We start from the raw sequence: 25,281 nt of genomic DNA on the forward strand, positions 1-25,281 counted from the left end.
AAGGAACGTCTGAACAAGTCCTCCCGCTTCGCGTTCACGCCCCTTTCGGAGCATGGCTGAAGCGGCTTTCCGGGGCATTGGTCAATTATTGACCAAATATCGCCCGATTTTTGTGTTTTCGGGCGTATTATTCGCCCCTTGTGCGCCCATCAGGCGCAACTTCCCTGCAAAATCAATAGTTGCTTTCGCGCCATCCACAGGTTCGACAGTGCGAACAGGGTCAGCACTTGGCCGTTCTTCGCCAGTCCCTTGAAGCGGACCTTCACGTAGCCAAACTGGCGTTTGATGACCCGGAACGGGTGTTCCACTTTCGCCCGAACCTGCGCCTTGCGCCGCTCCAGTTCGCGCCAGGCGTCCTGCGCGGGCCCTTCTGGCAGCTGCTTTTGCTTGCTGCGCTTTTCGGCAATGGAATACGTCAGCGTCTGCTTGATCCGTTTCTCCACGCCGGTAAAGCCCGCGTCGCCGTGCAGGTGCGTTTCCTTGCCGTGTAACAGGTGTTCGGTCTGGGTGACGTCGGCCACGTTCGCTGCCGTGGTCGTCACCGTGTGCACCAGCCCGGAATCGGCGTCCACGCCAATGTGGGCCTTCATTCCGTAGTACCACTGGTTGCCCTTCTTCGTCTGATGCATCTCTGGATCGCGCTTGCCAGTGGCGTTCTTGGTCGAGCTGGGGGCGTGGATGATCGTGGCGTCCACGATCGTGCCCTTCTGCAGCGTCAGGCCACGTGCGTGCAGATGGGCATTCACCGCTTCGAACATCCGCGCGGCCAGGTCGTGGGTTTCCAGCAGGCGGCGGAAGTTGAGGATCGTGGTCTCATCGGGCAACGCCCCGGTCATCGGCAAACGGGCGAACTGGCGCAGCGGCACGATCTCGTAAAGCGCTTCTTCCATCCCAGGATCGCTCAGGCCGAACCAGTTCTGCATCAGATGGATGCGCAGCATCGTCGCCAGCGGATAGGGCCTTCGGCCACGACCGGCCTTGGGGTACACCGGCTCGATCAGCGCCAGCAGCACCTCCCAAGGGATGACCTGTTCCATTTCCGCGAGAAACACTTCCCGCCGCGTGCGCTTGCGCTTGCCGAGGTACTCGGCATCGCCGAAAGTGAGCTGGTTCATGCGAGCATTGTCGCCCATCCGGGCACCGAGCGGTATGGGGCAAGGGCTGGGGACTTGTTCAGGCCTTCCCTAATTTGGGAGTCGGTGCGGACGAATCAGACCCGAGGAGCTTCGGTAAGCGCCGGAAGGGGGCTGGTCAGGCCATTTAGTGCGTGGCGGGTACACTCCAGGCACTGGGCCACGGCATCCAGCGCGCAAAGCAGTTCGCTGCGCGAGCGCATCAGGATGGTGCCGCGGCTTTGCGAGTCCCGCTTGTTGCCGTGCGGTCCGTACCAGCGCCCCATGTACTGACAGTGACGATCCAGCAACCGGCAGGCGAGCCCGGCGCGATTCCAGCCAACACCAGTAATCTCGTCCCGGAAGTTGCAGGCGACGAAGCCCCAAGTGTAGTGATTCTCCTTTGTGCGCACTCCGCGCAGGTGCAGCCATACCTGAGCACCTCCATTCAGTGCGCTGTTGAGCAGAGGGATGGCCTCATCATAGCGCCACGGCCAATGGATCAGGTCACGCGCCTCATCGTACTGCCGCGTTGCAAGGTCAAGCTGCTCTCGCAACTCGGTGCGCTCGGGCGTTTCCTCTTGCGACGAAGTCAGCAAGGTGGCGGCACCGCCGGCAAGTGCCGTCGGCATTCGAACCAGAAAGCTCCTGCGATCCATGCAATTCCCCCAGGTTGTTAGTGGTTCGACCATAGCCCGTGCGTGTCTCACCCGATGAGACCCGGTGGACCCCGTGCACAACCGTCCGGGCCTGGTGCAGTAACGTTCATCGATGTTCTCCCGTGCGTTGTTTTGGTCGTGGCCTGCGGTGAGCGAGCGTACGAGGGACTCGAGTTGGATGCGGCTCAGGGTCGAAAGGTTGGCTGCAGATGCTGGTGTGGACACGGGCTCCGGAATAAGCGCGGTCGGAGCGCCGGCGCAGCTGTTGGCCAGGCCGGTGAAGGCGCGGCCACCGTGCCCGAAAAACGGCCACGGCGTGCGGGAGTCACGCTCGCGGCCCGACACCAGTTGGCCTTGTACTTCAGCCCCTCTGTGGAAAACCGTGTGTGCGAGGGTCATTTCACCTCCGGCCTTGCCCCTGCCGGGCACGATTTGGGCACGAAATCGGCACGGAACCGGATTCGCCCGCTTGGATGCAGCTCTTCAAGCAACAAAAAAACCCCGTGAAATCACGGGGTTGGATATGGTGGCTATGGGTGGACTCGAACCACCGACCCCAGCATTATGAGTGCTGTGCTCTAACCGGCTGAGCTACATAGCCGAATGCGTCGCGCGCTGCGCTGTTTGTCCGACCGCCTGCGTGTCCGGCTGGCATTGCCGGGCCGTGGTTACGAAGAACGGTGGTGGGCGGTACAGGGATCGAACCTGTGACCCCTACCATGTCAAGGTAGTGCTCTACCGCTGAGCTAACCGCCCGGAAGCCGCCCGATCTTTCCGCCATGCGGGCCGATCAGGGCCGCGCATTATGGCATCCGCCACGGCGGGACTCAAGATGGGCAGCGCGCCGGTCCAGCCGGGCGCTGCCGGCATCCGGCGGCCGCGTCGGGACGTCTGTCGAACTAGGGAAGCTCTGAACAAGACCGTCATGCCCGCGCAGGCCGGCATCCAGCGACTTCAAGCCCTTGAAGGCAAAGGCACTGGACTCCCGCCTGCGCGGGAGTGACGAGCAAAACACAGCGTGTTCAGAGGTTCCCTAGTCCTGCGATCGCCTCACCGGAGCGCGGACACCGGTCGCAAGGTCGGCGATGCGCCACAGGGCGAGCGCGGCGAGGCTGCGGTACGGGCCCCAGCGTTCGCCGCGCGCGGCCAGCTCGCGCGGCTTGGGCATTTCGTCGAGGCGATCGACGTGCTGCACGCCGCGCCGCACGCCGAGGTCGTCGATGGGAAGCACGTCCGGACGGCCGAGGCGGAAGATCAGCATCATCTCGACCGTCCAGCGACCGATGCCGCGGATCGGGGTGAGGGCGGCGATGATCTGGTCATCCGGCATGCCGGCCATGTCATCCACGCCGGGAACTTCGCCGCGCTGTTCGCGCAGGGAGAGGTCGCGCAGGGCGCGGATCTTGTTGCCCGAAACGCCGCAGGCGCGCAGGGCGTCGTCGTCGAGCCGGCCGAGGGTGTCGGCGTGCAGGCGCGCGGAGCCGATGCCCTGCTCCACCCGGCCCACGATGGTGGCGGCGGCGCGGCCGCTGAGCTGCTGGTAGAGGATGGCGCGGGCGAGCGCGTCGACCGGGTCGAAGGGTTCGAGCCAGCCGGGATCAGGCGCGATGGGCGCGATGCGTTCGAGCCAGCGCGCGAGCTTGCGATCGCGTCGCGCGAGGTGGGCGCGCGCGGCGTCCACGTCAAAACCCCGGATGGCGGTGACTGCGTTTGACATCGGTCGCATTGCAGCACGACTCCGCGCAAAAGCAAACGGGGCGCACTGCGCGCCCCGTTTGCACGGATCATCCTGCGGCCAGGTTCACTTGGGCGTGAACTCCAGGCGCGCGACTGCCGAAGTCTCCGAAACCGCCGGATCGATCACCATCGGCTTGTAGGCGTTGACCAGCCACAGCGGCAGCTGGCTGATGTAGCCCATGCCGCCGGGGTTGCCGTCCTGCCCGCCCGGGGCGATCTGCAGCAGGGTGGGCGTATCGGTCATTTCGCCGATGAAGCGGCGCACCGGGCCGGAGCCGAAGGTGAAGCCGTTGACGCTGTCGGCGCGTGCGTTGTGGCTGGAGGCGTCGACCACGTCGAAACCGCCCTGGCGCGCGATGCCCGGCAGGCCTTCGGCCAGATCCTGGAAGGGATAGCCGGCGGTACCCGGGATGCTGAGCGCCGGCCCCAGGGTGTGCTTGAAGGTGATGCGGTGCAGGCGGCCCCAGCGGTAGTCGTTCTGGTCGGTCGAGCCGCCGAAGGCCGGTGCGAAGGACTCGCTGGCGAGCAGATCGAGCGCGCCGCGCACGCTGCCCAGCAGCACGCAGTCGCGGCGCACGCTGCTGGCGGCGGCACCCAGTTCGGCCGGCACCTTGGTGAAGAAGTCCAGCCCCGAGGCACCCTTGCCGCCGAGCGGGCCGAAGGCATCGAGCTGGAACTTGAGGCCGACGTAGGCATCGCTGGCGCTGGGCAGATAGTTGGCCAGGCCGACCTTGCCCAGGGTGTGGTCGATGGTGTTGCGGATCAGCTGGCCACGCGTGACCGCCCAGATCGTCGCCGCGACCGAACGCGAGATCTCGCCATCGCTCGGCGGAGCCAGCCCCGCCGGGTTGTCGCCGGCATCGAAGCCCTGCTGGATGCCGGTCGGGGTGGAGTAATCCCACGCTGCCAGGCGGCCCAGCGCCTCGGAGAGGCCCGCATCGCTGCCGTAGCCGCAGGCGTCGACGTTGCCGGCGGCGTTGAGGACGTGCGGCAGCACCAGTTCGGCATCGAGCTGCTGCACGTTGGCCTGCAGCTTCATCATGTCCTGCACGGTGATGTCGCCGCGCGCCACCAGCTTCTGCATCTCGCGGTCGACCCGGCCCATGCGGTAGGACGAGTGCCCCGGCGCATAGTAGAGAATGCCGCCGTCGGGGCGCAGCTGGTTGAGCGGGTTGTTGTCGAAGGTGGTGCCGATCGGATCGTTGTTGGCGTTGGCGATGTAGCCGCGCGCCGGATTGATGGTGTAGGGCATTTCCTCCGGCGAGAGGATTTCGTAGGGCAGGTGCTGGCCCGGGTAGCGGTTGACCGGGCGCATCCACTCGTTGCCGCCGGTGCCGTTGCGCACGATGAAGGGCGGCGCGCCGTTGACGGTGCCGGCCTGGAGGTCTTCGCGGATCGGCATTTCGGCGCTGACGAAGTAGGCGATGTTGCCCAGCTTGTCGGCGTAGGCGAAGTTCTGCGAACCGACGTCGAAATCCATCACGCCGGCGCGGAACTCGGCCAGGTTCGTGGCGCGGTTGATCTTGCGGAAGGCTTCCAGTTCATGGGTGGCGCCCCAGCCCGAGTACTGGATCGACAGGCCCTTGTCGCCGGTGATCTGCACCACCGGCCCGTTGTTGCGGCGGGGCACGATGATGGTGATGCCGCCGTTGGTGTAGCCGATGGAGTTGTTGCGCACGACGTTGTCGGCCACGCCGTCGCCGAGCTGGTTGACGAAGTAGCTCTGGAACACCCACAGCACCGGCTCGCGCACGCCGTTGTGGACGGTGTGCGTGGGCAGGCCGTAGGAGTTGAGGACGAACTGCTCCTGGTAGGTATCGGTCACGTCAAGCGAGTTGGTGGTCAGGCCCCAGCAGAATTCGGTGACGCAGCCCAGGAGCGGCCAAGGCGTACCCGGCGCGATCGAGCCGACCGCGTTCATCGGCGCGGGATAGCGCGGATCGTTGGAGACGATGTGGCCTTCCTGGAACAGCATCGGGGTGGAAAGCGACAGGTGCGGGTCGTTGGAGAGGATCGGGCGGCCCGACGCGGTGTGCTCGCCGCTGACGACCCACCAGTTGCTGCCGGCGCGATCCTCGCGGCGCTTCATGTGCGGGGCGATGATGGGGTTGTCGATCACCGCATCGCGGTATTGCTGCGACAGCTCCAGCAGCGAGGGATCGAGCGTCGCGGCGGTGGGCGCGCCGGCCTTGGGGTTGGCCGACCCGGCGCTGCCGCCGCCCGGCACGAACTCGGGGATCGACGCGCGCGCATCGGGCGGCGCGGAGCGATGGGTGTCGCCGAAGAACAGAAGGTTGCCGTCGAAGCCGGCTGCCGCGCCGGCCTGCTGATAGGCACCCAGGCGCACGGTGTAATCGGTGTCGAGGTCGAACGAGAGCTGGTAGGCGAGCAGCTTGCCGATCACCACCGAATCGATCGGCGTCCAGGGATCGGCCGAGGTCAGTTCCAGCGCGCCGTATTCGATCGGCAGCGGATTTGTCGCCAGCCAGGCGTTGACGCCCTCGGCATAGGACTTGAGCTGGGCGCGCAGTTGTGGGGTCGATTTTGCCCAGGTTTCCCACGCCGCGCGGCGCAGGCCAAGAGTGCGCACCTGGATGTCCTGTGCGAGGCCGGCGGAACCCACCAGCTCGGCGACGGTGCCGCTGGCACCGCGCCGCAGGGTGTCCATCTGGAAGAAGCGGGTGCGGGCGTGGGCATAGCCCATGAGCCACGCGGCGTCCTCGTCCGTCGCACCGGTGACGGTGGGGATGCCGGCGGCATCGTAGGTGATCGTTCCGGGATGCGTGAGGCCGGGCCCTTCGATGGTCGCGGCCTGGGCACCGGTGCCCGTGAGGATCGCGGCAATGGCCAGCGCGATCATTGTGCGCGGACGCGCGCCGAAGGTCTTCTTGCTCATGGTTTCCTCCCTGATGGAAAGCCGATTATGCGTACGGCGGCGTAGGGAAACAAAGCCCCGCGTGGAGGCGCTGCGCGGCTGCGGCTCTCGCACCGCAGCATTGAGCGCGGGCGGAAGCGGTGCCCGGTCGATACGCGGCGGGTGGGGCAGCGCCGCAGCTTCGGCACAAAACGCGCTTGGAGCCGTCCGCATCGGCATTTCGTGGCGCACGGCGGCCGCGCGGGAAGCCTCGATCCGCGCGCCAAATCGCGTTGCCGCAGTGCAATATCCGACCGGCCGATTCGGCATCGCGAGCCGGCCATCGCGATGCCGTATCGGCCATCCCGCGCGCACGGCGCGCACCGTGCGCGCGAGGCGCGGCTTACTTCACCGGCTGCAGGTAGTCTTCCAGCGGCTTGCCCAGATTGGATGCCTTGTAGGCGGGGAGCCGGTACACCCAGCCGGCGTGGGCGTGCTGGAAGTCGGCGACCAGCGCCGCCGCATCGGCCGCAGGCGCATCGCCATCGGGCACCTCGGCGTCCGCGTCCAGATGCTGCGTAATCGCGGCCAGGGTATGGCCTTCGTGCGGCCAGGAACGGATTTCCAGTTCGCGCCCGTCGTCGAGTGCGAATCGGGTGACCTGCACCTTCTCCGGCACCGGATGCTGCTCCGCGGCGAAGACATCCTCGAACGTCAGCCCCGACAGCACCCCGGCAAGAGCCTCGCGCCGGTAGCCTTCCGCCGGCTCGCGCCCCTTGGGCAGGCTGACGAAAGCGAAATCCGAGGCAGGGTCATCGTCGTTGCGCCGCAGCGAAAACGCCGGGCCTTGCGCCGGCGTCACCTCGATCGCGGCGATCCGGTTGGCACCGATGTCGATGAGCGCGCGGTCGAGCCAGTTGGCCGGGGATTTTTCCACCGCGATGTTGGCATTGATCAGCCAGCTCTGCGCCTGCGCGGCATCGCGCACATAGGTGCCGGTGCCGCGCACCAGGTTGTCGCCGATCACCCAGGACCAGGTGCGCGATGGCGTCACGACATCCACGCGCGCGCCGCGCGCTTCGGCTGCGCTCACGTCTTCCACGCCGAGCTGCGCGTGGCGCTCGGCGACCGCGGTCTTGGCCTCGACGCGGCGCGCTGCGGCGATGGCCTGCAGCAGCGCGCGCAGCTTTTCGGTATCGGCACGATAGCCGCCGCGTTCGGCCACGCCCCAGCCGCGCTCGTTGCGATCCAGCGTCACCAGGGTGGCGTCGCCGGCACCGACGATGCGGACCTGGGTCACCTGGTCGAGCGTCTGCGCAAGCCCGGGGGCCAGCGGACCGGGCGACAGGGCGCTCGCGTCCGGCGCGCGCGAGCGGGAAACCCAGACCGCGGCGAGTATCGCCAGCGCCGCGACGGTGGCCAGCAGCATCAGGGGCCGCAGCTTCATGGCGCGGCCCTCCGGCGACGGCGCGTGCGCCATCCGCCAACCGCGAGCGCGCCCAGCGTCAGCAGCAGCGGCATGCCGGCGATGTTGAGGAGCTTGAGCTTGCGGCCCAGCACCTGGATGTCTTCGTCGAGCTGGCGGCGCACCTGGCGCAGATCCTTGCGGATGCGCAGCTTTTCGTCCTGGAACCGCAGCAATTCCTCCTGCTGCTCGGGATTGAGCGCCAGCGCACCGCCGTCGGGCCGGGCCTGCTGCAGCGCGGTGAGCTTGTCCTCGGTCTGCTGCAGGCGCGCCTGCAGCTCCTGCTCCTTGGCGCGGAAGCGCGCGTCGGCCTCGACCCTGAGCGCCTCGACCGTGGTGAACGGACGCGAGGAGCCGGCGCGGGTGCGGACCGCGATCAGGTCGCCGCTGCCGATGAGGTTGTCGATGGCGTTGATGACGAAGTCGCCGTTGCTGGCGAACGCATTGACCACGCGCTGGCCGAAGAACTGCTGCACCTGGGCCCAGAGCCGGTCGCCGAGGATGTCGGTATCGGCCACCAGGATCACGTTGGCCGGCTCGCTGCTTTCGGAAAGATGCCCGTCCCCGCTGCGCTGCGGGAAGGCACTGGGCAAGCTGCCGACCAGCCGCACCGCCAGCGCGTAACGCTCGCCGGTGGGGTTGAAGTCGGCGCGCAGCTGGTCGGGATCGGGCAGCAGGCGCACGCGCTCGGCATCGACCAGCGCGGCGCTGGCCGAAGTCTGCAGCAGCGGTTCGAGCGCGACCGTGGCACCGTCGGCCAGCGCGAAGCTGCCGGCGCTGGAGACGTTGATCGTGCCCAGCTGCGCCGAGACCACGTCGTCGGGATTGGCATCATCGCGCGTCAGTCCGAGCACGGCCAGGTGGCGCACCGGCGGCGCGCCCTGCTGGGTCTGGATTTCCAGCGCGCGCTGGGCATCGAGCACGACGCGGCCCGGGTCGTAGGCCACGCCCCAGGCCTTGAACAGCTCGGGCAGGTCGGAGGACTTGTCCTCGAACGCGGCCTGGGTCGGATCGGCCGAAGCGCCGGGAGGCTGCTGTTCGGCGTTCGGATCGACGAAGGCGAGGAGGTGGCCGCCGCGCAGCACGAACTGGTCGATGGCGTAGAGCGTGTCGGGCGAAAGGTGGCGCGGATGCACGACGACCAGCGCCTTGATGTCGGTGTCGATGCTTCTGGCCGTGGGCTCGACGTGGCGCACGTCGAACAGGTTGCGCATTTCCGATTCGATCACCCAGCCCTGGGTTGGGCGTCCGGCGGATGGATCGAAGCCCCGCCCCATTGCCAGCGTGGTCATGAGGCCGACCACCGGGCGCGCGTCCTGCGCCAGGCTCGACACCAGCTTGGCGACGTCGTATTCGAGGAAGGCTTCCTTGTCGGGCTGGAAGAACGGGATCGCCGCCTCCTGCCCCACCGCGTTGCTGCCGGCCAGGCCGAAGAACAGACTGTCGCCGGTATTGCCCAGCGGCACCGCCTGCAGGCCCATCGCGGTGGCGCGATCCTCGTCCTCGGAAAAGGGCTGCGGATCGACCACCGCCAGCTGCAGCTTGCCGCCCGAACGCGCCGCCATTTCCTCCAGCAGCTCGCGCACGCGCGTGGCGTAGGTGCGCAGCTGCGGCAGATCGCGTGCGGCGGTGTCGGAGTAGTAGAAGGTGAGGTTCACCGGCTCGTCGATCTTGCCGAGGATGGCGCGGGTCCCATCGGTCAGGGTGTAGAGGCGGTTCTGGGTCAGATCGATCCGCGCGCCGCGGAACAGGCCGCCGGTGAGGACGACCAGCGCGATGAACAGCAGCGCCAGCGCGATCAGCGCGACGCCGGTGGAAATGCGTCGTTGCGCAAGGTTCATGGGCATCTCCTCAATCGGCTTTCTTGAGCTCGATCACCAGCGCGCAGGCGATCAGCCAGCACGCGATGACCAGAAGGAAGAACAGCACGTCGCGCAGGTCCAGAACGCCCTTGGCGATGGCGGTGAAGTGCGTCAGGAAGCTCAGGCTGGCGATGGCATCCACTGCGCCCTGCGGAAACAGCGCGCCGATGAACTCCAGCACCAGCGGGAATCCGGCGAGCAGCATCACGAAGCACACCACCACGGTGAGGATGAAGGCGATCACCTGGTTGCGCGTGGTGGCCGAGAGGCAGGCACCGATGGCAAGGAATGCGCCGGCCATCAGCACGCTGCCGAGGTAGCCGGCGAGGATCACGCCGTTGTCCGGGTCGCCCAGGTAGTTGACCGTCAGCCAGATCGGGAAGGTCAGCGCCAGCGCGATGCCGAGGAACGCCCAGGCCGCGAGGAACTTGCCCAGCACCGCCTGCCACGTCGTCACCGGCAGGGTGAGCAGCAGCTCGATCGTGCCGCTCTTGCGCTCCTCGCTCCACATCCGCATCGAGACCGCCGGTACCAGGAACAGGTAGAGCCAGGGATGGAAGTTGAAGAACGGCAGCAGGTCGGCCTGGCCGCGCTCGTAGAAGCCGCCGAGGTAGAAGGTGAAGACCCCGGCGAGGATCAGGAAGATCACGATGAAGACATAGGCGACGGGCGTGGCGAAGTAGCTCGCCAGCTCGCGCCGGAAGATCGCGCGGAGCGGGCTCATGCGGCCTCCTTCGCCGGGGCTGCGGCCTGGGTAATGGATCGGAACACCTCGTCCAGGCGGCCGCGCTCGAGCTGCAGCTCGCTGGCCTCGATCTTCTGGCCGCGCAGGAAATCCTGCACGCGCTCGAAGATGCGCTGGCCGGCACGCGGGAAGGCGGTGATGCGACCGCCCTCGACCTCGACCTGCGCCACGCCTTCGATCCGGCTCAGGTCCATGCGCAGCGCCAGCGGGTCGGGCACGCGCATCGACACCGCGCCGTGGTAGCGCGAGCGCGCCTCCAGCTCGGCGGGCGTGGCATCGGCCAGGACGCGGCCGGCCGCGATGATGATCGCGCGCGAGCACACCGCATTGACCTCTTCCAGGATGTGGGTGGAAATGATGATGGTGCGCTCGGCGGCCATCGACCGGATCAGGCCGCGCACCTCGTGCTTCTGGTTGGGATCCAGACCGTCGGTGGGTTCGTCCAGGATCAGCGCGCGCGGATCGTGCAGGATGGCCTGGGCCAGCCCGACGCGGCGCTTGAAGCCCTTGGACAGGGTTTCCACCGTCTGTCCCAGCACCGACGCCAGCTGCAGGCGGCCGATCGCATCGTCCATGCGCTGCCGGCGGCGCTCGCCCGCGAGTCCGCGCACGTCGGCGATGAACTCCAGGAAGCCGCGCACCGTCATCTCGCCATAGCTGGGCGCCCCCTCGGACAGGTAGCCCAGATGGCGACGCGCCTGGATACCGTCCTCGCGCACGTCGTGACCGCAGACGCTGGCGGTGCCCGACGTCGGCGTCAGGAAGCCGGCGATCATCTTCATCGTGGTGGACTTGCCGGCACCGTTGGGGCCGAGAAAGCCGAGCACCTGGCCGGGCTCGACGCGAAAGGAAACGCCGTCGACCGCGCGGATGCGGTCGTAGGTCTTGGTGAGGCTTCGGGTTTCGATCATGGGTTCTCCCTCGGGATGCGGCAGGCCGGCCCATGGGGAGCACGGCGCCGCGCTGCGCGCCGAATTACCGCAAAAGTGGTGGAAAGTTCCCGACCATGTGGCGCGTGGCGCAGGCCGCGGCGGTGATGTCCGCAGCGGCTGGACGGGAAGGCCCCACGGCACAGGCTGCGCCGTGGGGCCGGATACACGTTACTGGATCGGCCAGTACACGCGGAACTGCGCGTCCTCGGCGGCCGTTTCCGCGATCTCGGAAAGATATTCCTCGAAGGCGCGGTCATGCAGGGTCTCGCCGTGCGAAGCGGCATAGGAACGCAGCTGGTCGCGGATCAGCGGCAGCGCCGCCGGGTGGCCGCGATAGGCGGCCATCAGCACACGCCCGCCGTAGCTGTGCCCCTGGCGCACGTTGTCCGGCAGGCGCAGGTCTTCCAAGGGTGCCGGCGGGGTCAGGTCGACCGTCGCCTTGGCTGTCATCGCAGCGTCCGCGCCGTTGCCATCGGGAGCTTCGCCCTCGGGCGTCTCGGCCTCGTCCTCGGCAATGCGGTCACTCGCGCGCGCCACCGGAATGGCCACGTCGAACTCGTACTTGTCCGTGCCGAAGCTGGTCGTGATGAGGCGCGGCTTTTCCGCCTCCACCAGGCGGTTGGCCGCGATGGCGGCACGGATGTCCTTGAGCGCCACGTCCATGGCGTTCTCGACCGCGGTGATGTTGCGGTCCGCCGTGGTGGAGATGTAGAGGATGTTCACCGGCGCGACCATCGTGTCCTGGACGTCCAGGTTGCGATAGTCGAAGTTCGGCATCGAGGCCAGCAGGTTGGAGATGTTCGCCAGCGCGCGCTTCATGTCGTCGCCCACGGTGCGGTCGACGTACAGGCCGGCATAACGGCCCGGCAGGCTCCAGCCGTAATCGACCGAATACTTCCAGTCGATCTCGACGATCTTGCCCTTCTGGCGGAACGTCATCAGATAGTTCTTGTTCTGCCCGTACTTGTCGTTGTAGACGGTGTGACGGATGTGGCTGTCCAGCTCGCTCTCGGTGATGTGCCAGCTGCCCTTGCCGATCTCGGGGAGCGCGGACGCATAGTCGAGCTGTGCGCCAACGCCCTCGGTCGCACCGGACAGGGTGTAGGCAACCCGCGGATCGTGCTGGCGCAGCGGATTCCACTCTTCAAAACGCTTGAAACTGTTGAGCGTATCAAAGGCCTGACGCAGCGGGTGGCTGGTTTCCACGCTGTGCTGCACGGTGCGCTGGTCGGGCAGGAACACCCCCACCACAACGAACAGGATCGCCACGATGACGGCGGACGTCAGCAATTCAAGAAAACGGGTCATTCGGGATTCTCCGGGGGCTCCTCATCGCCACTTCGCGTCGCCGGCGGGCCCGTTTCGGGGCGGCAGCGGCGCGAGCCGCGAAGCATAGCTGAAGCCGGGCTGAGCCGCATCAGGGTCTGGCGGCCTTTGGTGGCCTGTCCCGCACGCGGCCCGCCCACGGCGGACTGCGCCGCGGGCGGGCCGAACGGACGAAAAAAACGGGGAGCGCGCCGCATCAGCCGATGCGGCGCGCCTTGCCTCAGCTGCCGCGGCGCAAGGTGATGAAGGCTCCGCCCAGCAGCAGGCCCATCATCATCAGCAGCATCTGCCAGCCGCTGGCCGGCACCAGGGTCGGCGCGGGACCGCCCAGCAGCGCGAAGCTCACCGTGATCGTGCAGGGGCCGGTGATCGGGCCGGTGGTGTAGACATTGCCCGCCAGGGTGCCGCCGCAGCCGGTGACGCTGCCGATTCCATAGCCTGCGTCAGGCGTCAGCGCATAGGTCGCCGTCGCACCATACGCTACCGTTGCCGGGCCGCTGATCGTGCCGTGACCGGCCGGTACCACCGTCGTCACCGCAATGAGGTCCACGGCGAAGTTGGCGATCACCGTGCAGTCGACGGTGACGGCACTGGTGGTGTACGAAGTGCCGGTCAGGGTGCCGCCGCAGGTACCGCCCACGCTGTCGATGTGGTGGCCGGCATCGGGCGTCAGCGTGAAGGTGATGGTGTCGCCATCAACCACGGTTTGCGCGCCCAGCGGAGCGATCGCGCCCGATGGCGTGCCGACGCTGGAGGTCACGGTGTGGGTGACCGGCGGCGTCACGGCGAAGTGGGCGATCACCGTGCAGTCGGCGGTGACGGCACTGGTGGTGTACGAAGTGCCGGTCAGGGTGCCGCCGCAGGTGCCGCCCACGCTGTCGATGTGGTGGCCGGCATCGGGCGTCAGCGTGAAGGTGATGGCATCGCCATCAAGCACGGTTTGCGCACCCAGCGGGGCGATCGCGCCCGATGGCGTGCCGACGCTGGAGGTCACGGTGTGGGTGACCGGCGCGGTGACGGTGAGCGAAACCGGCACCACGACCAGATCCGTGCCGTTGCCCGGACCGGCGTCAGGGTCATCGCTCCTGACGCACAGGTTGGCGGTGTAGCTGCCCGCCGCCAAGCCCGTGGCATCGAAGGTCACCGTCACCGGCGTGCTGGTGCCGGCGGCCGTGGTGCCGGATGCCGGGCTGACCGAAAGCCAGGGCACGCTGGCGGGCGCAGCGCAGGCCGGATCGGCACCTTCGCCATAGCCGCGGATCATCCAGTTGCCCGGGAAGTAGGCGTCGATAAGGGTCCAAGTGTCATCAGGCGGCAGAACGGGCGGCATCGGTGCCGTCGTCGCAGTCCACCAGCCGGCCCAGGAGCGCTGCTGGGGCGTGGTTTGGTCGAGGGCGGCAGGCCAATAGCTCGTCCCCGGCACTTCGAGCGCGATGACGCCGATCAGCACGTCGCCCGGGCCGCTGAACGTCACCGGTGCGGGCAGGGTATAGCTGTTCCAGGCATCCAGCGTCGCCACCGTCACCGGGTACGTGGCCAGCGGGCTGGAGCCGGGGGCCGGATCGCTGCCGCCGGTGGTGTTCTCGTAAAGGACCAGCAGCATGTCGTCGCCGACGTTGGCCAGGCCTGACGAACCGAAGTAGACCTGCACTTCGTCCAGGGTGATGGGGAAATCGGCCACGGCCGGCGTGAAGCGATTGAGAAAGATGAACTGCTGTGTACCGCCAATCCCGATATTGTTCTCGACCGTGCCGTCATCCAGCTCCAGCGCGATCGCAGCCGTGACGGCCGCCGGCCCGTTCTTTCCGGGCAAAGCCAACGTCACTGGGCTGCGTGGCACCGGCTCCTCGTCGATCGTCCAGATCAGATCTGCCGCGCCGCTGTTGGCAATCGTCAGGGTCTGACTTGTGGTGGTGTCGCTGGCCTGGGTGCTGGCCAGCGCGGCCGGGCTCACGTCGATGTTCGGCGTGGGCGGCGGCAGGCCGCAGTCGACGGCAGAAAACGTGCCGCTGGCGCTGTGCGGGGCCGCACCCCAGCCATCGCCGGTGAGGTTCCAGGGAATGTCCCAGGGCGCACCGCTGCAGTCGGGCGGCGTCACCTCGACGCAGAACTGGAAGTTCGCGCCGGCGCTGCTGCCATTCCAGGCGCCGCAGCCAGTCGGCACAGCACCGGCGGACTGCCAGAACACCACGTTGCCCGCGGCGGTGCCCGAGACCGGAGGCAGCGCGGCGGCGCATCCGTTGGCCACGGGCGTGCTGTTGGCGGATACCGTGCCGATCGTCCAGCCGTCCGGCAGGTCGACATCCACCCGGTCGGTGTATTCCGCGTCCGGCGAGTTGATGTTCGCGGTGAAGCAGAGTGTGGTGCTGGCCCCGGGATTGAGCAGGGCCGGTGCGGCGGCCGTGATGGCCGAGGTGCCCACGTTCTGCGGTGCCGCCTGGCGCGCGCTGAACTGGGGTGCGGCTCCGGCGGTACCGATCAGACCCAGCGCGAGAAGCACCGTCGGCAGAATGGCCCCGCCTCGTATGTGAGGTGTCGCGTTCATGTGATTGCCCCTGTTGCGTGTTGAAAAAAAGAAGATGCGCGCGCCTCGGATGATCGCGCGCCGCAGCCGCTCGGAATTCATTGCCGAATTCTGACCGTAGCATGAATCTTAAACGTGACCCCGATCACGGAACGCCCCCGCGCGACACCTGCGCCGGAGCACCCGGGGGCATGCGAGCCGCCGGTTCGGATGCGCTCGCAGCCTCAGATCAGCTTGAGCTCGAAGGCCTTGAGCACCGCGCGGGTGCGGTCGCGCACGCCGAGCTTGGAGAGGATATTGGAGACGTGGTTCTTGACCGTGCCCTCGGCCACGCCGAGCGATTCCGCCACTTCCCGATTGGAATAACCGCCCGACATCAGCCGCAGGATTTCCGTTTCGCGCTCGGTAAGCGGATCGGGGTGATCGAGCGAGGCGAAGTCGTTGCGCAGGGTCTGCATGCCCGAGAGCAGGCGCTCGGTCACCGCCGGCTGCACCAGCGACCCGCCTTCGGCCACGGTGTGGATGGCGTCAACCAGCTGTTCGAGCGAGACGTCCTTGAGCAGGAAGCCACGCGCGCCGGCCTTGAGGCCCGCGAGCACCAGCTCGTCGTCGTCGAAGGTGGTGAGAATGATGGTAGGCGGCAGCTGGCCGCGCGCCGCGAGCGCCTGCAGCGCCTCCAGGCCGCTCATCACCGGCATGCGCATGTCCATCAGCACGACGTCGGGATTGACCTCGGGAATGGTGTCCAATGCCTGGCGGCCATCGCCGGCCTCGGCCACCACGCGGATGTCGTCCGACAGCTCCAGCAGGGAACGCACGCCCTGGCGAACCAGGGTCTGGTCGTCGACCAGGCAGACTCGGATCATGGGTTTCCCTCCAGGGGCAAGAAGGCATCAAGGGCGAAACCGCGCGCGCTGGCGGTGGCGATCGAAAGGCGGCCGCCGTATTCCACCAGCCGCTCGCGCATGCCGCGCAGGCCGTTGCCGACCACCGCGTCGCTGGCACCGCGCCCGTCGTCGCGCGCGCTCAGGGCGATGCCGCCATGCGCCTGCGACAGCGTGATCCACAGGTTGTCGGCACCGGCGTGGCGCACGGCATTGGTGATGATTTCCTGCACGCAGCGCAGGATCACCTGGGCGCGCAGCGGGTCAGTGACGGACAGGCGTTCGGGCAGATCCAGGTGGATGGCGAGCGACGGTACGCCCTGGGCCAGGGCAGCGAGCGCCTCGTGCAGGTCGATGGCACCGCCTTCCCGCAGCTGGCTGACGGCTTCGCGCACGTCGGTCAACAAGAGCCGCGCGAGCAGGTGGGCCTGCTGCACGTGTTCGCGCGCGCGGCCCTCGCTCAGGTGGGTGGCCACTTCCAGATTGAGGCTCAGGGCGGTCAGGTGGTGGCCGAGCAGGTCGTGCAGCTCGCGCGAGATGCGCACGCGCTCGTTGAGGCGGCTGGATTCGGCCAGCAGCGCGCGGGTGGCGTGCAGCTCGGAGTTCAGCCGGCGCTGTTCCTCGCGCGCCTGCGCCTGCTGGCGCGCGACCAGGCCGGTGACGAAGGCGACGGTGGAATAGCCGACGTAGAACAAGGCCTGCAGCACCGCTTCGATGACGCTGAACTCCGGCCGCCCGGCAAACACCGGCACCAGCGCAACGTGCTGGAGCACCAGCCAGGCCAGACCGACGCGCAGCCCGAGGACCCAGGGCAGGATGCCGGCGATGACCAGCAGCAGCCCGCCGCCCAGGCCGCTGTTGGAAAAATGGCTGACCGCAATCGCACAGACCGTGATGAGCGCCAGCAGCGTGATGTCCAGCAGGCGGCGGCGCGAGCGGCCTAGCCGGGTCGTCAGGATCCAGTAGCCCAGGCCGAAGGTGAAATAGGCCACGCGCCAGGCGATCAGGTCGGTGCGAGAGAGCCCTTCGTGGAAGTACCAGCTGTTGAGGACGAGCGGGATGCCCACGCAGGCCCAGGTGAACAGGCCGGCATAGCGCAGCAGCTGGGTGTGGCTCAGGCGCGAGAGCATGGTGCCATCATAGGCTCAGGCACCGCCGCTGCACCCTGCCGCAGGTCATGGGACGGCGACGCGCGCCGGCGGTTCAGTTCAGCCGCGACGGATCGCCGTGGCACTTCTTGAACTTGAGGCCCGATCCGCAGGGGCACGGGTCGTTGCGCCCGGGCACCTCGGCAACCCGCGTGGGGGTGCGCGGGGTCGCTTCCGCGATCCGGCTCAGATGGCATTCGTGCAGGATCTCGGGCAGGGAACCGATGACGTCGACGCGCTCGGCATAGGTCAAGGGAAGCTCATCGTCCGGAGCATCGTCCCAGTCCGCACAGGGTTCGAGTTCCCCGTCGTCCGGGTCCGCTGCCGGTACCACCTCGTCGAAGTCGCCCTCGTCGGCGAACTGGTCGAAATCATCGTCGTCCTCGTCCTCGTCCAGCGCCTCGTCGTCTTCCTCGCCCGGGAGCGCGTGCTCCCACGGTGGGGGAATCAGGTCGAATATGTCCATCACCGCCTGGAACAGGTACTCGTCTTTCTCCAGGCGCGCCTCCCATTCCGTCGCGCGCAGGCCGTAGGCCACGCTGAAGCCCAGGGCCCAGACCGCGCCGACGGGAAAGGGCTCGCCCTCATCGAAATCCTCTTCAGGCTCGCCCTCATCCGACGCCTCGGGCGGCACCGGCGCCTCGGCCTCATCGTCTTCGGCATCGGGGAAAAGGATCAGCGGCAGGCTTTGTGCCAGATCGCCGGTCGGCCCGCGCACGATGCGCGCGCGCGTGGCCTCCCACAGGCGCGACAGCAGATCGCGCAGTTCGTCGGACGCCACCGCATCGCGCGAGCCCAGCACCAGCGGCATCACCTCGGCCAGCTCGATCGGTGCGCCCGGCGAGACCAGCGCGGCGCTGAACAGGCCATCCACGGCTTCCAGCGGCATCCCGCCCTGCGGCAGCCCCTCTTCGAGCAGCAGGATGGCCAGACGCTCGATGGCGTCGGCGTCGAATCGGGCGCGCGGTGCCGGGGGCGTGATCGCAGGCATGGCAGGGCTCAATAGGCGAACTGGGTGAAGACCGGATCGACGCTACCGCCCCAGGCTCCGTGAAACAAGTCCAGCTTGCGCTCGGCGGGCGTCTTGTTGGAGTGCGCGATCTCGAACAGCGGATCGAGGAAATGGCCTTCATCCTCGCCGCGTGCGTTCAGGCGCGCGCGCCGCGCGAGGCCGGCGCGCGCAATCTCCAGCGCCTGGAGCGCCAGTTCGCGAACGGTGGCCTGCCGGAACGGCAGCCGCAGGCCGTGGCGCGGAACGCCATCGCGCAGCGCGTGGCGCTCGTCGCGGCTGAAGTCGCGCACCAGATTCCAGGCCGCGTCCAGCGCATCGGCGTCGTACAGCAGACCGACCCAGAACGCCGGCAGCGCGCACAGCCGGTTCCACGGCCCGCCGTCGGCACCGCGCATTTCCAGGAACGTCTTGAGGCGGACCTCGGGGAAGGCGGTGGTCATGTGGTCGGACCAGTCGCGCAGCGTGGGCAGCTCGCCCGGCAGCGCCGGCAGGCGGCCGGCAAGGAAGTCGCGGAAGCTCTGCCCCGCCGCGTCGATGTATTCGTCACCGCGGTGCAGGAAATACATGGGCACGTCGAGCAGGTAGTCGACGTAACGCTCGAAGCCGAAGCCGTCCTCGAACACGAAGTCGAGCAGGCCGGTGCGGTCGGGATCGGTATCGGTCCAGATGTGTGAGCGATAGGAAACAAAGCCGTTGGGGCGGCCCTCGGTGAAGGGCGAGTCGGCAAAGAGCGCCGTGGCGATGGGCTGCAGCGCGAGCGAGGTGCGGAACTTCTTCACCATGTCCGCCTCGCTGGAGAAATCCAGGTTCACCTGCACCGTGCAGGTACGGGTCATCATGTCCAGGCCGAGGTCGCCGACTTTCGGCATGTAGCGGCGCATGATCTGGTAGCGGCCCTTGGGCATCCAGGGCATGTCTTCGCGCGTCCACTTGGGCTGGAAACCCATGCCGAGGAAGCCGATGCCGAGCGGATCGGCGACGGCGCGCACGTCATCCAGGTGGCGCATGGTTTCGCAGCAGGTCTGGTGGATGGTTTCCAGCGGCGCGCCGGAAAGTTCGAGCTGGCCGGCCGGCTCCAGCGTGACCGAGGCACCGTCGCGCGACAGCCCGATCAGCTGGCCGTGTTCCTCGATGCGGTTCCAGCCCAGCGCGCCGATGCCTTCGAGCAGCGCGGCGATGCCGCGCTCGCCCGCGTAGGGCGGCGGGCGCAGCGCGAGCGCCGGGTCGCCGCCGCGATCGGGCAGGTAAAAGCCGAACTTCTCGTGCTCGGTGCCGATGCGCCAGGCGGAGGGCGGCTTGCAGCCGCTTTCCAGCGCGGCCACCAGAAGGCGGTGGTCGTGGATCGGCGTTTCCCTGACGTGGCTGGGTCCGGACATGGGGTACCTCGTGGATCGGAAGCGAAGCATGGCGGCGCGCGGGCGCACCCGCAAGACGGGGAATCAGCCCGATTCGAGTCTGGCCAGCAGCGGCGCGACCAGTTCCATGCCGCGCAATGCCTGGCACCAGCGCGCCGGGATCGCGTCCACGCCGTATTCCAGGCCGGCGATGCCGCCGGCCACGCACGCGCTGGTGTCGGTGTCATGGCCAAAGGCGACGGCGCGGCGCACGCAGTCGGCATAGCTCGCGGTCGTCTCGACGGCGGCGCGCGCCGTCCACAGGGTATCGAGCACGTAGCCGCTGCCGCCGGGCGGGTGCGGCTGCAGGATGAGATCGAGTTCGGCCGGATCGACCGCCTCGGCCAACAGCCTGCGCAGCGCCGCTTCGGCCCGCTGCCAGGGCTGCTCGGCGCGATCGAGCACCCTGCGCGCCCACAGGCAATACATCGCGCAGCACAGCTGCGAACGCAGGTGGCCATGGGTCGGCAAGCCCTGGCGCATGGCCAACTGCACCAGTTCCGCATCGTCACCGCGGTGCCAGAGCACCAGCGGCAGCACCCGCATCAGCGCACCGTTGCCGTTTTCGCGCTCCCGCGCGGGCCCGGACCGCTCCGGCGGCACGCCGTCGCGCAGGTGCCCGATCGCCGCACCGGTCTGGATGCCGACGTCGAACACCACGCCGTCCACCGCATAAAACCCGTCGTGCAGCCAGCGCGCCAGGCCGTCGGCGAAATGGCGCAGATCCAGGCCGTCGCAGGCCAGCAGGCTGTCGAGCAGCACCAGCGCCTGGGCCCCGTCATCACTCCAGGTACCGGGCGGCACGCCCGCGTGCGCTCGCGGGAAGCCTGCGGGCGGCCGCATCTCGATCGCCTCGATCGGCGGCAGCCGCTGCGGCGGGAAGAACTCGTAGGGTACGCCCAGCGCATCGCCGATCAGGAGGCCGACCAGACCGCCCTCGATCCGCTTGCTTCTGGAGGGTTCCATTGCACCGCACCTCACCGATGGTTGCCGCTCGCGCACGTCACCGCGGCACCGTGCAGGATAGCGCCGCCGGCCGGGGCGGGTGACGGCCCGGCGCGCCGCCGCGGGATGCCGCAAGCGCCCTCGGTGCCTGAACCCGCGCCCCCGCGCGGTCGGGTTCGACTTGTTCCGCCTGGGCCGGGGCCTTATCTTCGCCAGCCATGAGTACCCACGCCGCCTCGTTCCGCGAAGAAGTCGCCAACGCCCTGACCCACGGCATCGGTGCCGCCGTTGCCTTGGCGGCCGGTGCCGTGCTGATCACGCTTTCGGCCCAGCACGGCGACGGCTGGCAGCTGGCCAGTGCGATCGTGTTCTGCACCACGCTGCTGCTGCTTTACGTCGCCTCCACGCTGTACCACGCCGTCCCGCACCCGCTGGCCAAGGCCCGCCTCAAGGTGTTCGACCACTGCGCGATCTACGTGCTGATCGCGGGAACCTATACGCCCTTCACCCTGATCGGGCTGCGCGGCGCGTGGGGCTGGAGCCTGTTCGCGGTGATCTGGACACTGGCGGTCGCCGGCGTCGTGTTCAAGCTCTTCTTCACCGGCCGCTTCAAGCTCGTGTCGACCCTGCTCTACATCGCGATGGGGTGGCTGGTGCTGGTGGCGATCGTGCCGATGACCCGCGCGCTCGACGCCTGGGCGCTGGGCTGGCTCTTTGCCGGCGGCGTCGCCTACACCGCGGGAACGCTGTTCTACATGAGTCGACGGATTCGCTACGCGCACTCGATCTGGCACGGGTTCGTGCTGGGCGGCAGCGCCTGCCACTTCGTCGCGGTGGCCAGCCAGGTCATTTGAGAAACCGGCGCGCGTCCCGATGAAGAACGCCCCGGCGTGGCCGGGGCGTTCGGGGAAACGCTCACGGCATCCGGCGCGGCTCAGGAATCGAAGTTGCCCTTGAAGATGGCCGCATCGCGACTGGCGGCGCGGGGCTGTTCGCTCGGCTCGAACGACACCGACATGATCACGCTGTCCGGCTCGTGCGCCGGCACCGCGGGCACACCGGGTGCCTGGCCCGGACGCGGCATCAGCGTGAACAGCACGGCGAGGGCACCCACGCCTGCCGCCAGCGCGAAGCTGCGGCGCACGATGGTGCGCAGGCGGCCAATCTGCGGCTGGCGCGCAAGGCGCACCTGGCTGGCGAGCGATTCGATATCCGGGCCAAGCGCCGCCACGGTGCGCGCGATATCGGCACCGGCCGCGCTCGCGGCCACGCGATCGAGCGCCGCGGCTTCGTCGGCCGACGCGCCGTGGCGCGAAAGCATCTCGACGATGTCCCCGGCCTCGGGCAGCGCCGCCTGCGTGTGGCGGCGATACAGTTCCTTGATCCGCGCCTCGTCCATCCTCAATCCTCCAATCCTTCTTCGCGCATGCGCGCCTTCACTTCATCCAGCCCGCGATAGATCAGCTTGCGGGCGGCATCGAGCGTCAAACCGCTCACGTCGGCCACTTCCTGCAGGCCGAAGCCTTGCAGGTAAAGCTGCAGCGGACGGCGCCGGCGCACCGGCAACGCCTCGATGCAGCGCGCGACAGCCTCGACCTTGAGCGTTTCCGCCGCAGCGCGTTCCGGGCCGGGACCGCTGGCCGCGAGCTCCACGCCGCTTTCGCCGTCGGGAAGCGGATCGGCGGCGCGCACCTGCGCGCGCCGCACCGCGTCCACAATGGTCGTGACCACCACCCGCTGGATGTAAGACGCAGGAAACTCGGCGTTTGGGTCACGCTCGATCGCCTTCCACAACCGGATACGCACCTCCTGCTCCACCTCGTCCGGGTCGATTCCGTGAATATTCAAGGCGTTGGATGCGATCTGCGCCCGCATGCGGGATGCGAACCGCTGCAGCAGTTCGTTCAGCTTGGCGTCCAGGCTCACGCGTCGTGTCCTGCCGCAGGCCGCGGCGGGCCCATTCCGGCCACGGCGTCCTGCCACGGCGTGGCGGCCACGGCACGGGTTCCGGAGCGTGCCGGGCGGAAGGCCTCGAGCAGGTACAGCGGGCGCGCCTTGGCCTCGACGTAAAGCCGCCCGAGGTATTCGCCCATGATGCCCAGCGCCATGAGCTGCATCCCGCCCAGGAACAGGATCACCGTCATCAGCGAGGGATAACCGGCCACCGGATTGCCCCAGAGCACCGTCTTGGCCACGATCCACAGACCGTAGCCGAACGCCACCAGCGCGGTGATGAGGCCGACATAGGTCGCCACGCGCAGCGGCACGGTGGAAAAGGAGGTGATGCCCTCCAGCGCGAAGTTCCACAGCTTCCAGTAGTTGAACTTGCTGCTGCCCGCTTCGCGCGGATCGCGCCGGTAGGGCAGCGCGCACTGGCGGAACCCGACCCAGGCGAAGATGCCCTTCATGAAGCGCTGGCGCTCGCGCAGGCCGCGCAGCGCCTCGACCACGCGCCGAGACATCAGGCGGAAGTCGCCGGTGTCGGGCGGGATCGGCGTGGCCGAAAGACGCTGCATCACCCGGTAAAAGGCGGACGCGGTGGCGCGCTTGAGCCAGGTTTCGCCGTCGCGCGCCAGGCGCTGGCCGTAGACCACGTCATGGCCTTCCCGCCAGCGGGCGATGAATTCGGGGATGAGCTCGGGCGGATCCTGCAGGTCCGCGTCGATGACCAGCGCAAGGTCGGCATCGACCTGATCCAGGCCCGCGGTCAGCGCGGCCTCCTTGCCGAAGTTGCGCGCCAGCTTCAGCGCCGCCACGCGCGCATCGGTCGCGGCCAGCTCCTCGATGATCCGCCAGGTCGCGTCGCGGCTGCCGTCATCGACATAGATGATGCTGCCGCTTGCGTCCAGTCCGTCGAGCACGGCCGCCAGACGCGCATGGAACCGGGGGAGCACCGCCGCCTCGTTGTAGGCTGGCACCACGACGGCGAGCGTCGGGCGCGTGGGTTGGGATCGATCCATCATGAAACTCCCGCAAGGCCGCGCATGCTACCGCGCCGGGCCGCTGATGCCACAGCATTCGGCCAGCCAGTCCGGGCCGCCGAGCTGGCGCACCTGGTGCTCGATCCAGTCGCGCCGGCGCAGGACGTAGGGCGTCGGCGCATCGGCATGAAGGCGGCGCGGGCTGGGCAGCACCGCCGCCAGGAGCGCCGCCTGGCGCGCGTCGAGCCGATCGGCATCGCGTCCGAAGAAGCGGCGCGCGGCCGCCTGTGCGCCGTGGATTCCGTCACCGAACTCCGCGATGTTCGCATACACCTCCAGGATGCGGCGCTTGGACCACAGCAGCTCGATGGCGAGGGTGTAGTACGCCTCGATCCCCTTGCGCAGCCAGCTTCGGCCGTTCCAGAGAAAGAGGTTCTTGGCCACCTGCTGGCTGATCGTGCTGGCCCCGCGCAGGCGGCCGCCGTCACCGCGCGCCGCGATCACGGCCGAGATCGCGTCGAAGTCGAAGCCGCGGTGGCGCGGAAAGGTCTGGTCCTCGGCGGCCACCAGTGCGATGGCAAGCTCAGGTGCCATCCTGTCCAGATCGCGCCAGTCGTATTGCAGCGTGAAGCCGGCGTCGCCGCGCATGTCCCAGCGGCGCGCCAGCATGACCGCGCTGGTGGGTGGATCGACGAAGCGCAGCACCAGCACGGGCATCAGGCTGGCGATCAGCAGCAGGACGAATCCGAAGGCCATTCGCCAAAACCAGCGTCGCCGCCGGCGCGGCGTCGCACCTGATCGTGCCTTGAAGGCGCTGCCGCGCGTCACCATAGTCGATCCATTGTTCCCGAAGGCTCCGCGATGACGCATCCACCCGCCTCCCACGACGATGTCCTGCATCGGTTCCTGATTGATGGTGCCAACGCGCGCGGCGTGCTGGTGCGCCTGCGCGAGAGCTGGAAGGCGGTTCGCGCCACGGGTGACTATCCTGCCGAAGTCGAGCGGGTGCTGGCTGAATCGCTCGCCGCCACGGCGCTTTTCGGCGGCCATCTCAAGCTCGAGGGCAGCCTCTCGCTCCAGCTCAAGGGCGAGGCGGCGCTGCGCACCGTGTTCGCAGAGTACCGCGAGCCGGGCGTCCTGCGCGGTCTGGCGCGCTGGAATTCACCGGTGCCCTCGCCCCTGACCCCGCGCCAGTTCGGCGACGGCGCGCTGCTCGCGCTCACGGTCGAGACGCGCGTCCCCGGGCAGCATGACCCGATGCGCTACCAGGGCCTGGTCGGGCTCGATGCCGACAGCCTCGCCAGTGCCTGCGAGCGCTACTTCGCCCAGTCCGAGCAGTTGCCCACGCGCCTGGTCCTGCTGCAGCGCGGGGACCAGGTCGCGGGCCTGCTGCTCCAGCTCCTGCCGGGACACGGCGAGGACGAGGACGCCTGGCCGCGCCTGCAGGCCCTGCTGGACACCGTGACCGCGGATGAGCTGCTCGACCTGCCGGCCGAGGCCCTCCTCTACCGCCTGTTCCACGAGGACGGGGTGCGGCTGCTGGCCGCGCAGCCACTGGCGTTCGGCTGCACCTGCTCGCGCGAGCGCGTGGGCGGGATGCTGCGCGGGCTGGGCGAAGCCGAGGCCCATGCGGCGTTGCAGGGCGACGTGGCCACCATCACCTGCGAGTTCTGCGGCCAGCGCTACACCTTTGATCGCATCGACATCGCCAGCCTGTTCGGCGAACCCGCGGCCCCCGGCTCCACAACCCCGCAATAGCCA

General features: G+C 68.4%; 21 protein-coding genes and 2 tRNA genes. 2 read left to right on the forward strand and 21 right to left on the reverse strand.

The window, feature by feature from the left end:
- Window positions 1–149 precede the first annotated feature (149 nt).
- The 17 genes from WB794_RS05830 to WB794_RS05910 all read right to left on the reverse strand — a co-directional run bounded on the left by WB794_RS05830 (window position 150) and on the right by WB794_RS05910 (window position 20,620).
- A complete protein-coding gene (locus tag WB794_RS05830; protein WP_337334906.1) occupies window positions 150–1,115 on the reverse strand; it encodes an IS5 family transposase in 966 nt (321 codons plus the stop codon).
- Window positions 1,116–1,210: 95 nt separating this feature from the next.
- Complete coding sequence (locus tag WB794_RS05835) at window positions 1,211–1,771, reverse strand: hypothetical protein (protein WP_337334907.1); 561 nt, start codon at window positions 1,769–1,771, stop codon at window positions 1,211–1,213.
- A 524-nt stretch (window positions 1,772–2,295) separates the two neighbouring features.
- Window positions 2,296–2,372, reverse strand: a tRNA-Met gene (locus WB794_RS05840).
- Window positions 2,373–2,452: 80 nt separating this feature from the next.
- Window positions 2,453–2,527 (reverse strand) — tRNA-Val (locus tag WB794_RS05845).
- Between the two features lie 277 nt (window positions 2,528–2,804).
- Window positions 2,805–3,488 (reverse strand): DNA-3-methyladenine glycosylase family protein, encoded by a 684-nt coding sequence (locus WB794_RS05850; protein ID WP_337334908.1) that lies wholly within the window; start codon window positions 3,486–3,488, stop codon window positions 2,805–2,807.
- Between the two features lie 84 nt (window positions 3,489–3,572).
- Complete coding sequence (locus WB794_RS05855; protein WP_337334909.1) at window positions 3,573–6,404, reverse strand: penicillin acylase family protein; 2,832 nt, start codon at window positions 6,402–6,404, stop codon at window positions 3,573–3,575.
- A gap of 361 nt (window positions 6,405–6,765) precedes the next feature.
- Entirely contained in the window at window positions 6,766–7,809 is a 1,044-nt protein-coding gene (locus tag WB794_RS05860; protein ID WP_337334910.1) for a DUF4340 domain-containing protein, read from the reverse strand.
- Entirely contained in the window at window positions 7,806–9,668 is a 1,863-nt protein-coding gene (locus WB794_RS05865) for a GldG family protein (RefSeq protein ID WP_337334911.1), read from the reverse strand. Before WB794_RS05865 ends, WB794_RS05860 begins: the two co-directional genes overlap by 4 nt.
- Before the next feature lie 10 nt (window positions 9,669–9,678).
- Entirely contained in the window at window positions 9,679–10,413 is a 735-nt protein-coding gene (locus WB794_RS05870; protein ID WP_337334912.1) for an ABC transporter permease subunit, read from the reverse strand.
- Window positions 10,410–11,345: an ABC transporter ATP-binding protein gene (locus tag WB794_RS05875; protein WP_337334913.1), complete on the reverse strand. Its 936-nt coding sequence runs from the start codon at window positions 11,343–11,345 to the stop codon at window positions 10,410–10,412. The genes WB794_RS05870 and WB794_RS05875 overlap by 4 nt, the downstream gene beginning before the upstream one ends.
- A 189-nt stretch (window positions 11,346–11,534) precedes the next feature.
- A complete protein-coding gene (locus WB794_RS05880) occupies window positions 11,535–12,674 on the reverse strand; it encodes a polyketide cyclase (protein WP_337334914.1) in 1,140 nt (379 codons plus the stop codon).
- Window positions 12,675–12,912: 238 nt separating this feature from the next.
- The gene (locus WB794_RS05885; RefSeq protein WP_337334915.1) at window positions 12,913–15,237 is read right to left on the reverse strand and encodes an InlB B-repeat-containing protein; all 2,325 of its coding nucleotides are present in this window, start codon (window positions 15,235–15,237) and stop codon (window positions 12,913–12,915) included.
- A gap of 203 nt (window positions 15,238–15,440) precedes the next feature.
- Window positions 15,441–16,082: a response regulator gene (locus tag WB794_RS05890; protein WP_337334916.1), complete on the reverse strand. Its 642-nt coding sequence runs from the start codon at window positions 16,080–16,082 to the stop codon at window positions 15,441–15,443.
- Entirely contained in the window at window positions 16,079–17,230 is a 1,152-nt protein-coding gene (locus WB794_RS05895) for a sensor histidine kinase (protein ID WP_337334917.1), read from the reverse strand. The genes WB794_RS05890 and WB794_RS05895 overlap by 4 nt, the downstream gene beginning before the upstream one ends.
- 73 nt (window positions 17,231–17,303) lie before the next feature.
- Window positions 17,304–18,239, reverse strand: a complete 936-nt coding sequence (locus WB794_RS05900; RefSeq protein WP_337334918.1) for a YecA/YgfB family protein — start codon at window positions 18,237–18,239, stop codon at window positions 17,304–17,306.
- 8 nt (window positions 18,240–18,247) lie between these two features.
- Window positions 18,248–19,636 carry a glutamate--cysteine ligase gene (locus tag WB794_RS05905; protein ID WP_337334919.1) on the reverse strand — a complete coding sequence of 463 codons (1,389 nt, stop codon included), beginning with the start codon at window positions 19,634–19,636 and terminating at the stop codon, window positions 18,248–18,250.
- A 63-nt stretch (window positions 19,637–19,699) separates the two neighbouring features.
- On the reverse strand, window positions 19,700–20,620 hold the full coding sequence (locus tag WB794_RS05910; RefSeq protein ID WP_337334920.1) for an ADP-ribosylglycohydrolase family protein: 921 nt from the start codon (window positions 20,618–20,620) through the stop codon (window positions 19,700–19,702).
- Window positions 20,621–20,817: 197 nt separating this feature from the next.
- Here WB794_RS05910 and trhA point away from each other — a divergent pair, with 197 nt between their 5' ends.
- Window positions 20,818–21,453: a PAQR family membrane homeostasis protein TrhA gene (trhA, locus tag WB794_RS05915; protein ID WP_337334921.1), complete on the forward strand. Its 636-nt coding sequence runs from the start codon at window positions 20,818–20,820 to the stop codon at window positions 21,451–21,453.
- 80 nt (window positions 21,454–21,533) lie between these two features.
- On the opposite strand, the gene WB794_RS05920 is transcribed toward trhA, so the two are convergent.
- Genes WB794_RS05920 through mtgA form a run of 4 tightly spaced genes read right to left on the reverse strand, consistent with a single transcriptional unit; the run spans window position 21,534 to window position 24,351 of the window.
- A complete protein-coding gene (locus WB794_RS05920; protein WP_337334922.1) occupies window positions 21,534–21,998 on the reverse strand; it encodes a hypothetical protein in 465 nt (154 codons plus the stop codon).
- Window positions 21,999–22,000: 2 nt separating this feature from the next.
- The gene (locus tag WB794_RS05925) at window positions 22,001–22,525 is read right to left on the reverse strand and encodes an RNA polymerase sigma factor (protein ID WP_337334923.1); all 525 of its coding nucleotides are present in this window, start codon (window positions 22,523–22,525) and stop codon (window positions 22,001–22,003) included.
- The gene (locus WB794_RS05930) at window positions 22,522–23,559 is read right to left on the reverse strand and encodes a glycosyltransferase family 2 protein (RefSeq protein WP_337334924.1); all 1,038 of its coding nucleotides are present in this window, start codon (window positions 23,557–23,559) and stop codon (window positions 22,522–22,524) included. Before WB794_RS05930 ends, WB794_RS05925 begins: the two co-directional genes overlap by 4 nt.
- A gap of 27 nt (window positions 23,560–23,586) precedes the next feature.
- Window positions 23,587–24,351: a monofunctional biosynthetic peptidoglycan transglycosylase gene (mtgA, locus tag WB794_RS05935; RefSeq protein WP_415926649.1), complete on the reverse strand. Its 765-nt coding sequence runs from the start codon at window positions 24,349–24,351 to the stop codon at window positions 23,587–23,589.
- 30 nt (window positions 24,352–24,381) lie between these two features.
- Between mtgA and hslO the strand changes: the two genes are divergently transcribed.
- Entirely contained in the window at window positions 24,382–25,278 is an 897-nt protein-coding gene (gene hslO / locus WB794_RS05940) for an Hsp33 family molecular chaperone HslO (RefSeq protein WP_337334926.1), read from the forward strand.
- The last annotated feature ends 3 nt before the right edge of the window (window positions 25,279–25,281 follow it).

This window comes from Denitratimonas tolerans, from assembly GCF_037203605.1.
Classification (GTDB): domain Bacteria; phylum Pseudomonadota; class Gammaproteobacteria; order Xanthomonadales; family Xanthomonadaceae; genus Denitratimonas; species Denitratimonas tolerans.

Bases quoted from the DNA above. Each gene is read 5' to 3' on its own strand.
- WB794_RS05830 (WP_337334906.1), bottom strand. From the start codon at position 1,115: ATGAACCAGCTCACTTTCGGCGATGCCGAGTACCTCGGCAAGCGCAAG.
- WB794_RS05855 (WP_337334909.1), bottom strand. From the start codon at position 6,404: ATGAGCAAGAAGACCTTCGGCGCGCGTCCGCGCACAATGATCGCGCTG.
- WB794_RS05865 (WP_337334911.1), bottom strand. From the start codon at position 9,668: ATGAACCTTGCGCAACGACGCATTTCCACCGGCGTCGCGCTGATCGCG.
- WB794_RS05885 (WP_337334915.1), bottom strand. From the start codon at position 15,237: ATGAACGCGACACCTCACATACGAGGCGGGGCCATTCTGCCGACGGTG.
- mtgA (WP_415926649.1), bottom strand. From the start codon at position 24,351: ATGGTGACGCGCGGCAGCGCCTTCAAGGCACGATCAGGTGCGACGCCG.
- WB794_RS05890 (WP_337334916.1), bottom strand. From the start codon at position 16,082: ATGATCCGAGTCTGCCTGGTCGACGACCAGACCCTGGTTCGCCAGGGC.
- WB794_RS05910 (WP_337334920.1), bottom strand. From the start codon at position 20,620: ATGGAACCCTCCAGAAGCAAGCGGATCGAGGGCGGTCTGGTCGGCCTC.
- WB794_RS05835 (WP_337334907.1), bottom strand. From the start codon at position 1,771: ATGGATCGCAGGAGCTTTCTGGTTCGAATGCCGACGGCACTTGCCGGC.
- WB794_RS05905 (WP_337334919.1), bottom strand. From the start codon at position 19,636: ATGTCCGGACCCAGCCACGTCAGGGAAACGCCGATCCACGACCACCGC.
- WB794_RS05930 (WP_337334924.1), bottom strand. From the start codon at position 23,559: ATGGATCGATCCCAACCCACGCGCCCGACGCTCGCCGTCGTGGTGCCA.
- WB794_RS05895 (WP_337334917.1), bottom strand. From the start codon at position 17,230: ATGCTCTCGCGCCTGAGCCACACCCAGCTGCTGCGCTATGCCGGCCTG.
- WB794_RS05920 (WP_337334922.1), bottom strand. From the start codon at position 21,998: ATGGACGAGGCGCGGATCAAGGAACTGTATCGCCGCCACACGCAGGCG.
- WB794_RS05850 (WP_337334908.1), bottom strand. From the start codon at position 3,488: ATGTCAAACGCAGTCACCGCCATCCGGGGTTTTGACGTGGACGCCGCG.
- WB794_RS05900 (WP_337334918.1), bottom strand. From the start codon at position 18,239: ATGCCTGCGATCACGCCCCCGGCACCGCGCGCCCGATTCGACGCCGAC.
- trhA (WP_337334921.1), top strand. From the start codon at position 20,818: ATGAGTACCCACGCCGCCTCGTTCCGCGAAGAAGTCGCCAACGCCCTG.
- WB794_RS05860 (WP_337334910.1), bottom strand. From the start codon at position 7,809: ATGAAGCTGCGGCCCCTGATGCTGCTGGCCACCGTCGCGGCGCTGGCG.
- WB794_RS05870 (WP_337334912.1), bottom strand. From the start codon at position 10,413: ATGAGCCCGCTCCGCGCGATCTTCCGGCGCGAGCTGGCGAGCTACTTC.
- hslO (WP_337334926.1), top strand. From the start codon at position 24,382: ATGACGCATCCACCCGCCTCCCACGACGATGTCCTGCATCGGTTCCTG.
- WB794_RS05875 (WP_337334913.1), bottom strand. From the start codon at position 11,345: ATGATCGAAACCCGAAGCCTCACCAAGACCTACGACCGCATCCGCGCG.
- WB794_RS05880 (WP_337334914.1), bottom strand. From the start codon at position 12,674: ATGACCCGTTTTCTTGAATTGCTGACGTCCGCCGTCATCGTGGCGATC.